A 13,296-nucleotide genomic window follows, 5' to 3' on the forward strand; every position below is an offset into this window, starting at 1 on the left:
AATGTTAATAAGATGGAGCCGCTGGAATAGAAAAATTAAATTTACTTTGAATGCATTTTATTTGAACCAAAAAATACGTTTGGTAAATTAAAATGCATTTTTTGATATAAGTGTGTTCTAAAATATCGCGTAATTTGCCAGTGAAAGAACTTCATTTTTGTTCTTAAAAAATCTATATATTCCATGCATATCGATAAAAAATTTATGAGAATGTTGCTTGCGGCATTTCTCATCCTAATTGGCAAAATGAGTTTTGCCCAAATGCAGTCTGACAATCACTTGATTTCTACTAAAGACACGGCGTCTATCCCAAAAGAAATTGAGGATCCGGAATGTTTCGGAGTAAATAAGGAAGCCGCTCACGCGACACTAATGCCTTACGCTTCATTAAAAGAAGCCTTGGCAGCTAACCGTCATCAATCTGCTTTTTTTAGAAGCTTAAACGGAACATGGAAGTTTAACTATGTAGACTGGCCGCAAAAACGCCCCGTAAATTTTTACCAAACTTCTTATAATGTTTCTGGCTGGGATGATATTGCCGTACCATCTAACTGGCAGGTAAAAGGTTATGGAACGCCATACTATAGTAATTTTACGTACATCTTTAAGAAGGATTTTCCTTCTGTAATGAGTACGCCACCAGTAAGCTGGACCGCCTATCAAGAAAGAAACCCGGTGGGTAGTTACCGTAGAGATTTCGAGGTGCCCACCGATTGGAATGGTCGCCGAATATTCTTAACGTTTGATGGTGTAGATGCTGGTTTCTTTCTTTGGGTAAATGGAAAAAAAGTGGGTTACATCGAGAACAGTAGAAATGCGGCAGAGTTTGACATTACCAAATATATAAAACCTGGCAAAAATATGGTCGCGGTAGAAGTTTATCGTTTTACCACTGGCAGCTATATAGAGGATCAGGATATGTGGCGTTTAAGCGGCATTTTTAGAAACGTAAGTTTGTGGAGCACGCCACAAGAACACATTAGAGATTATTTCATTAAAACAGATTTTGATAAAAGTTTTAAGGATGCCAATCTGCTTGTTGCTGCAAAGGTAAAAAACTACGGAGACGAACCCCTAAAATCGCATACCCTTCAGGTCTCCTTGTACAACGGAAACACAGAAGTCAAGGGCGTTTCAGAAAGTCAAAAAATTCCTGCGTTAAAACCAGGTGAAGGAGTAACCGTGAACTTTAAGATAAAAGTAACGAAACCAGAAAAATGGACTGCCGAAACACCTTACCTATATACCACAGTGCTACATATAAATAATGGAAATAAATCCTTAGAAACCATCTCTTCTAAAACAGGTTTTCGTAAGATAGAGATTAAAGGTAGGTTATTTTGTGTTAATGGGATACCAATAAAGCTAAAGGGCGTAAATCGTCATGAGAACTGGCCAGATGACGGGCACGCCATCACAGACGAGCAAATGGTTAAAGATATTGTGTTGATAAAACAGGCAAATTGTAATCACGTGCGTACCTGCCATTACTCCGATGACCCAAGATGGTACGAATTGTGTGACAAGTATGGCATTTTTTTGGTTGCGGAGGCAAATTTAGAATGTCACGGTTCTTGGGATGAATTTAATAAAGACCCAAGGATGAAAGCTGAGTTAATTGATAGAAATATAGCCAATGTAGAAAGTTTTAAAAATCATCCTTCGGTTATTATTTGGTCTTTGGGAAATGAGTGTGGTAGCGGCGGCTCTAACTTTAGAGCTATCTTAAGCACCATTAAATCGATAGATATCACTCGGCCAACGCATTATCAAGGCTTTGGCATAGGGAATAAAAACCCTGCCGATATTGATAGCGAAATGTACACGCAAATAGGAAGTTTGGAGCAAAAAGCAAACGACAGCACGCTTACAAAACCGTTTTATCTGTGCGAATATGCCCACTCCATGTTTAATTCAATGGGGTCAGTAGATTTGTATAATGACGTTTTCGACAAATATCCTCAATTACTAGGCGGTGCCATTTGGGAGTGGCAAGACCAAGGGATTTACAATAATCGCGATCCAAAACACCCAATAACCGCATATGGTGGTGGTTTTGGCGAAGTACCAAACGACAAGTATTTCATCCATAAAGGGGTAGTTTTCTCCGATAGATTACCAAAACCCCAGTATCAAGAGCTAAAACATGCCTATCAATGGATTACCATTAAAGCGAAAGACTTAAATAAAGGTCTCATCACGCTTAAAAACAGGTACCAGTTTTCTAATTTGAGCGACTTGACGGCCAAATGGGAATTAAGTAAAGATGGAGAGAAAATTGCATCTGGCGCATTAAATTTCGGAACCATTAACCCAGGCGGTGAGAAGGACATTAAAGTACCTGATAGAATTAAGCCAGCACCCGGTGCCGAATATTTTTTAAGGATTTCTTTTGATCTGGCAAAAAGCCAAATATGGGCAGATAAAGGTTTTGAAGTCGCAGAACAACAATTTGATCTTCCAATTTCCATCCCCGCAGAAAAAGCTTCAAACGGAGCAGAATTAACAATGGCAGACCAGTCTGGAACTGTTGAAATTAAGGGAGTAAATTTTGCATTGACTTTTGATAAGACAAGGGGAACTTTTTCTCAAATAACGGAAAACGGAGTAAACATCCTCCAAGAAAATGGTGGTCCAATGTTACATCTGTGGAGAGCTCCACACCAAAAAGACGACATGTGGGCTTACGCCGGCTGGGAAACAAATGGGTTGAAATCTTTAAAATGGACAGCTAGCGATGTTGAGGCAAAAAAATTGGCAAATAACTTAATTGAAATCAAAGTACATTTGAAAGGTGAAGGAAAACAAGACTTTACTGTCGACCATCAAGCAACATACACCATCAATGGCAATGGCGTAATCAATGTTGACAATCATCTAAATTTTAGCAACCCTAAGATAGTATTGGCAAGAATTGGCGTGAGGATGTTCCTTAATAAACAATTTGACCAGTTCGATTATTTGGGTCGTGGCCCGATGGAAACTTATGGCGATCGTAAAAGCGGTTATGACGTTGGTCACTACTCAAGTAGCGTGCTTAACCAAATGACAGGTTACGAAAAACCAATGGAACAGGGCAACCACGAAGATGTTCGTTGGGCAAAACTAACTGCATCAAACGGCACAGGCTTTGGCATTTATAAAGTCGATTCTCTACTACAAGTATCTGCTTTGCCTTATAGCGACGAGGAAATGGAAGATGTAGCATATAAGATAGATCTACCAAAGAGCAAAGGCACTGTTTTCTGTGTGAACTATAAAACGTTAGGCGTTGGTTCAAATGGATGCGGCCCAATACCTTTACCCCAATATAGAGTATATACAACACCTACAGATTTTACCTATCAAATAAAATTGTTTAAAAAATAAAGCATCCATCTTTTGCTCTATGAGGAAGGTACTCGAATAATCGTTAGAAACCCAACAAAGACAGATAGCTTAATAAGCTATCTGTCTTTGTTTGTTAAAACCGGTTATTAGAATTGAGTGTTTTTATGAGTTGATAGGCCTAACTATTTATCATTTTTCAACGCCTGCATAAATTGCAAAGGAGATTTTCCGTATTCGCGCTTAAATGTTCTGGAAAAATTAGAACTGCTTTGTAGTCCAATTCTATCAGCCACTTCATTCATGGTCACATCTTCATGCGTCATGATTTGAATGGCTTTTTTTAACCTTATGGTTCTGATGAATTCGCCGACCGATTGGTCTGAAATACTTTTTATCTTTTGATAGAGTTTGGTTCTGCTGATAAATAGGTGATTACATAAATAATCTACATCCAAACCGGGTTCTTGAATATTTTCTTCGATAAGAAGGACTAATCTGTTCAAAAAAGCTTTGTCTTTTTCAGATTGAACCAGTTCTGTGGCTTCTGCTAAATAATTGTTACTGTAATGGTTTTTTATTTTCTCCCTTTGCTCAAATATGTTTCTTACAGTAAGTAGTAGCAGTTCTGTGCTCAATGGCTTTGCAAAATAATAATCTGCCCCAGATTCAATTCCTTCAATTTTTGCATCTAAAGCATCTTTTGCAGAGAGAATAATAAAGGGGACATGAGAGGTTTCAAATTTATCTTTCATTATTTTGCACAACTCAACGCCATCCATTTTAGGCATCATTACATCACTTATAATAAGATCTGGTACCGTCTCTGTTGCAATTTCAATAGCTGCTAATCCATCCTCCGCTTCCAGAATATTGTAATGTGTTTCAAAAACCTGAGCCAAGAAATTTCTTAATTCCTTATTGTCATCCACTAAGAGAATGTTTTTTCTTCCTTTTAAAATCTCTGGGTGATGCTGGTCTTTCAAATCTGTTAAAGGTAGCTGAACAGCGTTATCTATAGGTTCTAATTGCGTTTTAAGGTCGGTCTCTTCATCTGCCTTTTCTAAATCTGTGTAATCATTTGCTCCCCAAGGAATTGCAATAATAATTTCTGTTCCTTTGTCTTTTTCGCTGTATACAAAAATATTGCCCTTATGTAACAAAGTTAGGCTTTTTACTAACGCTAAACCTACTCCAGAACCCAAGTGACTTTTACTGATGCGATAATAGCGTTCGAAAATTCTATTGATAGATTCCTCAGAGATTCCAATTCCCGAATCTGCGATACGGAAATACAAGTATCTATCTGCTTTGTAATTTTCATTTATTATTCGAAACTCTTTGATAAAAGAAGACTTTAAATGGGTTAATTCTGTAGCAACATCAAAGGAGATGGTTCCTCCTGTATCGGTATATTTAAAAGAGTTATTCAGTAAATTAAAAAGAATTTTTTCGAGAATCTGAATATCAAACCAACCGATGGTAGGTATGGAAAATCCATCTTTCGTATGATCTGACATCTTAAACCGAATGTCTTTACCAACAGAAAGATTGTGAAATTCTGAAGCAAGCCCTTCACAAAACTGTTTGATGATAATGGGCTGCACCTGTAATTTAATGACACTATCAGAAACCTTTTTAAAGTTCATTAGCTCACTAATTAGGTTAATTAGCCTTTTTGCATTTTTTAGCATCAGTTGATAAGAGTTGTCAAGTGAAGAGTCTTTGTTTTGACTAATCAAATTCTCCAACGGACTTAGTATCAACGTTAATGGCGTTCTAAATTCATGTGAAATATTGGTGAAGAAAATTAATTGTTGTTGGTAGAGTTCTTCCTTTTGCTTATGCATCTCTTCCCGTCGCTCCTCATTTATTGCCCGCACCTCTAGTTCTCTTTTTAAGCGGTACCACCTGGCCTGGTAAATGTAAATTCCAATTAATGCCATTAATATGAGTAAAACGTAAAAAACCTTTGCTAGTGTTGACTTCCACCATGGTGGGGTAATATTAAACGTGGTTTCTGCGATTTCTTTACTCCATACACCATCATTGTTTGATGCCTCCAACAAAAACTTATAACTATTATAATTTAAGTTATTGTATGCTGCGCTAGGATTTCGTCCGTCGGTATAATTCCACTCCTTATCAAAGCCCACAAGTTTGTATCTATATTTACATTTTAATGGATTTGCATAATGCATCGAAGAGAAATAGATTACAAAATTGTTTTGCAAATAATTTAACGATATTTCTTTGCTGTAGCTAATCGTTTTTTTGATAAATGTTTTAGTAGAGTTTTTATGGCCATAACTAGGCTTGCTATTATTGATAAGAATATCTGTTAAGATGGGCTTGGCGGCAATTTTATTTGATATAATCTGAGCAGGCATAAAATAATTTAAGCCATTAATTCCACCAAAAAATAGTCTTCCATCAGCTCCTTTGTACGAAGATCCAACTTTAAAACTATTGCCTTGTAAACCATCTTTCTGGTCATACCTAATTACTTTTTCAGTTCTTGGGTTAAACCGTTCCAAGCCATTCCCTCCCATCCAAATGTATCCGCGGTTATCAATTTCCATGCTTTCCACATCATTGAAAATGCCATACTTTCCATCGTAATTTTTGATTTCAAAAGAGTTTGAGGTCCCAAATTTTAATAGGTTTAGACCACCTCCAATGGTTCCCACCCAATAAGTTTGGTCGTCTTGCTTTACTACCGGATAGGTATAATTCGAATTTAATGAATTTGGTTTCGTAGAGGCTCTATAATTAGTTTCTTGAATTATATTGCCAAATTTATCAACCTCTACACGTTTTAACCCGTCGGTACTGGAGATAAATAGTTGTGGCTTGTTTTTATCGGCAAAGATAAAATATCCAACGCCGTAGTATTTTACGTGATAGCTATTTCCTTTATCTTTCCAAATTACCCCTAACCTATCAGCATGATTACCAAACCATATATTCCCAAAATAATCTTTAGTTAGCGTTTCTATTACGTACTTTGGAAAATCTTCATATCCAGAAGGCTGCCATAAATCCGTTTTATTCGGTTTTAAAATCTGAATGCCTGCGCCGCTTCCAATCCAAAGGTTGTGATCATTGTCTAAGGTTAAGGAAGAAATTTCATCACTTTTTAACCTTACCTGCGTGTTGAAACTATTATAATGCGTAAATTTTTGATTTTTTGAATTGTACAAATTTAGTCCGTTTGAAGTGGTGCCTATCCAAACATCATCCCCGTTAGATACTACAGACCTTATGTGATTACCTGATAAAGAATTCTCATTTTCTGGATTGTGCTGAAGGGTATAAAATAACTTCTCATTTAAATCGAGATAATTTACCCCACCACCAAAAGTGCATATCCAAAGACATTCTGAACGATCTATAAATATTTTAGATAAATTGTTGGCGTTTAATTTGTGTTGAGAAGTTCTGCTGTTGATGTTTTGTATTAGGTTAAAATCCTTATCTAATTTATACAAATTAGGACCTGTATTTATAAAATAATCAGAGTTATTGCTTTTTGTTATGTCTTTAATAGATCTATGATCAGGAACCGCAAACTGCTTAACAAAAGTAAAATATCTCTCTGCAGATGAATTTTGTTGGGGAGAAGAATAAATTAAAAACAGCTTATCCTCAGCCGTTAACACTAAATTATTTTTAGCATCAAAGTAAATTCGCGACAACGCTCGCTGGGGAAGTTCAGCTATTTCAACTTTTTTCAAGCTTCCTTGTTCGTTCAATGTCCAAAGGCCTAAATTACTACTGAGGTAAACGATGCCGTTTCTATCGGCCGTCATATCAGAACACTTAAAGTTTATAGGTAAGCTAAATTTCTTCTCTGTTATTAGCTGATCCTTTAAAATGTATATTTTAATTTGATTTCCCGATAGTCCGAAAAGAATATCATCTTTTGCCTTATAAATTTTGGTTAGCACAGACGTCTTATTTCCAACTTCTCTATAATCCATGTAGGTTTCTGTTTTTGCATCAAAACATTGTATTCCAGCTTCTGTACCTAACCAAACATTTCCTCTATTATCTGGATAGATGCAATTTAAGCGATTCCTAAAGGCATTATCAAGTGGTTCATTACTGTTGTAGTATTTCTTTATGGAATAACCATCATACCTATCAAGCCCAAAAAAAGTGGCAACCCACATAAAGCCCTTCTCATCCTGCGCAATGTCATTTGCATCTGTATGTGAAAGACCATCGTCAACTGTTAGCGAACTTATTCTGTATGGAAACGATTGTGATTTCGCTTCCGCGATAAAAAGTACTGATGTTAAAAGGACCGCAAAATAGAATTTAAGATGAGCTCTTAGGTACCGAACAACAAAATTTATAACCTTCATTTATTTTAACTTCACAGGATAGCTGATTTTGGGAAACATCTAATACATCGATTTACTTATCTTTTATGTTTTGCACAAAAGGGGCTTTCTACTTGGCTACTAGGTTTTTCAAATTTAGCAGTCTTATTTAATAATCAGCAAATAGAATGTTTATTAAATGCATAAATAGACTTTTTTTTGTGATAAAATCTATAATAGAATTTCACAATGAATCAATTGTCAATTAAAATGTATAATCTGTCAACTCTTATGACTGATATTTCACCTTATTTGTAAAATATAAGACCAGTTTAGTTTTCTACCAATAAAAACAAGCTTAATTATCACAATAATTAAAAATTTACTTTAGACTGTGAGGGCGAGAATGGAAAGGTTTACAGCTGACTTATGACCAAGTTATATTATTTAATAAAAAATATGAATTTGTTGATTTCTTTTATCGCAATATTTTCTCATGTTCTTAATCCTGTACTTACAAATAAAGGAGAAGGATTAAAAGTAAACCGACTATTTGCAGACCACATGGTCTTGCAACAAAAAGACCAAGTAGCTATTTGGGGAAAGGCAAATGCAGGAAGTTCTGTTTCTGTTGACGCAAGTTGGGGTAAGAAAATTTCTGCTATAACAACCGCAAACGGAGAATGGAAATTAAAAATTTCAACGCCGAAGGCCGGCGGGCCATATCAAATTGATATAAGGTCTGGCGAACAGTTAATAACCATTAAAGATGTGCTTATTGGCGAGGTATGGTTAGCATCAGGACAGTCTAATATGGATTTACCGTTAAGTGGATGGGGTTCTATAGACACCATTATGAATGGGAAAGAAGCCATTGCAAGTGCTAATTTTCCAAAAATTAGATTTTTAAAAGTGTCATTTGGAGTTTCTGCGACACCTTTAGATTCGATGGGTGGAAATTGGACGCCGCTTTCGCCAAAAAACGTTGGGGAATTTAGTGCAGCGGCTTACTTTTATGCAATTAAATTACAAAAAAAATTAAATGTGCCTATTGGAATTATACAGTCCAGCATTGGAGGAACACCCGCCGAAGCTTGGACGAGCGCCGAAAACCTTAAAAAACTTGGCGATTTCAACGATCAAATAGATGGTTTGCAAAGTTTGCAGATCAATCGAAATACATGGTTAAAAAAATGGAAAACTTATAATAAACCTAATACTGATGCAACTTGGAAGTTGCTCGCCGCTAATGAAATAGACGCCAGTAAAGTTAATTTAGACGACTCCAAATGGAACACAACCAGTTTTCCAGGAAGGTACGACCGACTGAAAAAAGGAGAGTTTGATGGCTGCATGTGGATTCGAAAAGAATTTGAAGTAAAAGATTTGAGTGTCGATTATGAGCTTCGTTTAGGTGGCGTAGATGATATGGATATTACCTACATTAATGGAAAAGAACTTGGTGCAATGTTAGGTAGTAATGCTGCAAATGCACCGCGTGATTACGCAGTTCCTAAAAATCTTTTACATATCGGAAAAAACTTAGTTTGTATTTGGTTAACTGATACCGGAGGGCCGGGTTCTATTTCCGGAGAAATGAATCTAACTAGCAAAAATGGTGTTGTAATTCATTTGGAGGGTGACTGGAAATCGAGATTGGTTGATGAGCTAATCGATGGAAAATACTTCAATTACGGAATAAAATCAGAACTATCTCAGCGTCCTAATTTATTTGAACTGAACAGCAATACACCCACTGTACTGTTTAATGCAATGATAAACCCAATAATACCATATAGCATTAAAGGAGTAATCTGGTATCAGGGAGAATCTAATGTTGGAAGAGCGAAACAATACGAAAAGCTTTTTCCATTGATGATAGAAGATTGGAGAGTACGTTGGGGTGAAATATTACCGTTCTATTATGTTCAGCTTGCGCCTTACAATTATACAGACCCATCACAAAAGGAACAAGGCCAAAAAATAAGAAATGCACAGCGATTGGCGTTAAGACTACCCAAAACCGGCATGGTTACCACCTTAGATATTGGCCGATTAATTTCGGCCCATCCTACTCAAAAAAAGGAAATTGGCGACCGTTTAGCAAGATTTGCGCTGTCTAATGAATACGGACAACACATGGTAACCTCAGGCCCATTGTTTAAAAACGTTATAATTAATGGAAACCAGCTCATCGTTTCATTCGAAAAAGCTTCTATTGGAGGCGGCTTAGTAGCTAAAAATGGTAAATTGGCCGATTTTGAAATAGCAGGGTCTAATAAAGTTTTTGTATCTGCGCATGCAATCATTAAAGGAAACCTATTAATAGTAAGTGTACCATCTGTAAAATCACCTATTTACGTAAGATACGCTTGGAGCGATGGCGCATTTGGCTCTTTGTTTAACAAAGAGGGATTACCAGCGGCAACATTTACATCAGAAAAGTAATCGTCGACCCCCTGCGAAATTTTTAAAAAATAATTCAACATAACTATTAAACTACAGTATGAAAGTTAGATTAATTTTCCCAATTATCTACTTTCTGCTTTTTGTCTGAAAATTTCTTCTGCGCAGTTCCAAAATGCAGTAACCTACAAACTAACCATGGCAATCGCCTAACATTATAAAACTGAAGTAAATCAGTCAGGGAGTTATTTAAGAACTTTTGAAGTTCGAAAAAACTGGCATGAGAAAACAAGTAACTTGTGTTTACAAGACATTTTCTATTTGGCTAAACGGTAAAAATGTTCTTTACAGCCAAGATTCGACAAACAAATGAGACTCTTCTTCATTTATTGTTGATTTTTCCATTTGCCACTTTAATTGAAGCAATGAATACCAAATTAGATAAACTTGTAGAGTTGTAAAATACAATCCATTTATCGGCAGAAAAAATTTTATATGCTAAAACCGATAAGAAGGACGTTGTGCGACAACAAGTAAATAATACTGGCTTTAGGGCGGTATAATCTCTCTTTCTTCTTCATAGTTCCACAGCTAGGCATAAGCCAAAAACCTAATTCGCCTGTTCTATTTTCCTAGCTTGCTGATTTCAACGCTTAACCTTATACAATTTATATCCAAAAAAGAAAATAACGACATAACAAATTATAGGTAGATAATACGCTTTTGCAACGCTTTCATTTGCCACTTGACCCATAAGGAGAGGAAAAAAGGCGCCCCCAACCACACCCATAGAAATGAAAGAAGAGGCCTGTTGCGTGTGCTTACCCAGGTTCTTTAACCCAAGACTAAAAATGGTTGGAAACATAATGCTAAAGAAGAAATTTATCATCATCAATGCAGCATAAGATGCCCACCCGTAGCCTTGTGCTGTTATCAAACACATTATAATACTTCCTGCTGCAAAAGCGGCCAGCAATTTATTAGGGGCAATAAATCGCATTAAATAAGTGCCAATAAATCTACCGGCAGCCATCATTGCCATAAAAAGGCTCATATATTCAACTGCGGTGGTCGTGCTAAAACCCATTACATCATGACCGTAATTTATAAAAAAAGCCCAAGTTCCAGCTTGCGCAGCCACATTAAAAAATTGCGCCACCACGGCCCAAACAAAATGTTTATGTTGATATAATTTCTTTGCGGGCGCTACATCTACATTAACAGCAGCAGGATTAACAGTTACAATTTCCTCTCCGTGTGGATCTGTTAGCTTAGGCATTCTAACAAAAAGAAAAGCGATGGCTATAAAAACAATTACGCAACCAACCCCAACATACAATGTTTTTACGGATTCTAGACTGGGTGAGTTTTCATTTGATGCACCAAACATAAAATAAGCGGCTATTTGTGGACCGAGAATTGTTCCGACCGCATTGAAAGACTGCGAAAAATTAAGTCGTTGATCGCTCGTACGCTGATCTCCCAACGCCGCAGCAAAAGGATGTGCAACCGTTTCTAGCGTTGCCATACCACAACCGATGATAAATAATGCGATTCTAAAATAATTAAATGACCCGGCATTAGCTGCAGGTATAAATAAGAAAGTTCCTAAAGCAAACAGCATTAAACCCAATATTACACCAGGCTTGTAACCGAATTTTTTCATAAAATAACCTGCCGGAATACTCATTACAGCGTAAGCGCCAAATACAGACAATTGTATCAAACCCGACTGGCCTTTTGAGACTTTTAGCACGTCTTGAAAATGCTTGTTTAAAGAATCGGTCATGGAGTGAAGCAATCCCCACATTAAAAATAACGAAGTAACAAAAATGAAGATAACTATGTATCTTTTCTCGGTAAAGGCTGGTTTAATTTGCATTGAAAGTTTGGTTAGATTGATATTTGTAAGCACTGCTACTGGCTAAACCAATAGAACATATTTAATAGTCCAATAATACGTTTTTTTCTTATAAAATTTAGCGGCTAAAAAGATGGTTTACATAAATCTAAATTTGATAATAGGAGTCTTCAAAATCAAACATAAAACACTTTGTAATTAAAAAAAACATTACCGAACTCCGAATTTAAACACCGTTTGCGAGGTAAATTTTTCTCCAGGTCTCAAAATAGTATTTGGAAATTCTGGCTTATTTGGCGAATCTGGATAATGTTGTGTTTCTAGACAAAAAGCGGCGTTTTTTGTGAGAGGCTTTCCGCCTCTGCCAATAACTTTTTCACTTATATAATTAGCTGAATAAAATACAAGCCCAGGTTCCGTGCTGTAAGCTTCTAACGTTCGTCCGCTTAAAGGTTCGTAAGCGCTTGCAGCCAATGCTAGTTTACCAGTTTGATTGCGCAACGCAAACGTAAGGTCATACCCTTGTCCAAATTTTAATTGTTCATTATCACTTAAAATATCTCGTCCAATTTTCTTTGTGCTCGTAAAATCAAATGGTGTTCCTTTTACATCTAATAATTTACCAGAAGGCATCGCATTCCCATCGGCTTGCAAGTATTTATCCGCATTAATGCGCAGTTCAGTATTTAGTACCTTGTTGTCTTTGCCTCCAGATAGATTAAAATAACTGTGGTTTGTAAGCACTATTGGTGTGGCTTTATCGGTTGTAGCAGCGTAATCTATTTTAAGTTGATTGGTATTGGTAAGTGTATAAGTAATGGTTACGTGTAAATTTCCTGGAAAACCTTCTTCGCCATCCTCACTAAAATAAGTAGCCTTTAAAGCTATTTGATTCTTACCGGGAACTTCCTCAATATCCCAAACTTTTCTATCAAAACCCAGTTTGCCTCCATGAATATTTGCAGTTAAATTATATTCTTTTCCATATAGCGTAAACTTTGCATCTTTAATTCGATTGGCAACCCGACCAACAGCCGAGCCAAGCAATTGATTTTGCGAACCAGTGTAAGATTTTAGCGAATCAAACCCCAACACCACACTCGCAATCTTCCCATTTCTATCTCGGGATTCTATATCTACTATTGCAGCACCATAGTTTATTATTTTTACCAACATACCGCTGCTATTTTTAAGCGTGTATCGGTAAATTTTTTGACCATTTAGCTGCCCAAATAGCGCTTTGCTAATTGAAGGTTTGGCTGTCGACCTTCTGTCTTTGTACTTATCAGGCAGTGTTTTTGAGAAGACAGGTGCAGCTGTCAAAATCAGAAAAAGAAAGAACAAACTGCGCATTATTATTTTTACTAACACTAA

Annotated in this window: 5 protein-coding genes; 2 read left to right on the forward strand and 3 right to left on the reverse strand. The window is 36.5% G+C overall.

Translation table 11 applies throughout. The annotated features are described in order from the left end of the window. Positions 1-183: 183 nt before the first annotated feature. Positions 184-3,369 (forward strand): glycoside hydrolase family 2 TIM barrel-domain containing protein, encoded by a 3,186-nt coding sequence (locus tag ACVWYG_RS02840; protein WP_457268616.1) that lies wholly within the window; start codon positions 184-186, stop codon positions 3,367-3,369. 143 nt (positions 3,370-3,512) lie between these two features. Here the strand turns inward: ACVWYG_RS02840 and ACVWYG_RS02845 are convergent, their stop codons facing one another. Next, positions 3,513-7,697 (reverse strand): hybrid sensor histidine kinase/response regulator transcription factor, encoded by a 4,185-nt coding sequence (locus ACVWYG_RS02845; protein WP_457268617.1) that lies wholly within the window; start codon positions 7,695-7,697, stop codon positions 3,513-3,515. A 417-nt stretch (positions 7,698-8,114) separates the two neighbouring features. Between ACVWYG_RS02845 and ACVWYG_RS02850 the strand changes: the two genes are divergently transcribed. Further along, on the forward strand, positions 8,115-10,103 hold the full coding sequence (locus ACVWYG_RS02850; RefSeq protein ID WP_457268618.1) for a sialate O-acetylesterase: 1,989 nt from the start codon (positions 8,115-8,117) through the stop codon (positions 10,101-10,103). Between the two features lie 604 nt (positions 10,104-10,707). Here the strand turns inward: ACVWYG_RS02850 and ACVWYG_RS02855 are convergent. Together ACVWYG_RS02855 and ACVWYG_RS02860 are read right to left on the reverse strand one after the other, a co-directional pair. Further along, entirely contained in the window at positions 10,708-11,943 is a 1,236-nt protein-coding gene (locus ACVWYG_RS02855) for a sugar MFS transporter (protein ID WP_457268619.1), read from the reverse strand. 189 nt (positions 11,944-12,132) lie between these two features. After that, on the reverse strand, positions 12,133-13,293 hold the full coding sequence (locus ACVWYG_RS02860) for an aldose epimerase family protein (protein ID WP_457268620.1): 1,161 nt from the start codon (positions 13,291-13,293) through the stop codon (positions 12,133-12,135). Positions 13,294-13,296 lie beyond the last annotated feature (3 nt).

The organism is Pedobacter sp. UYEF25 (assembly GCF_054061655.1).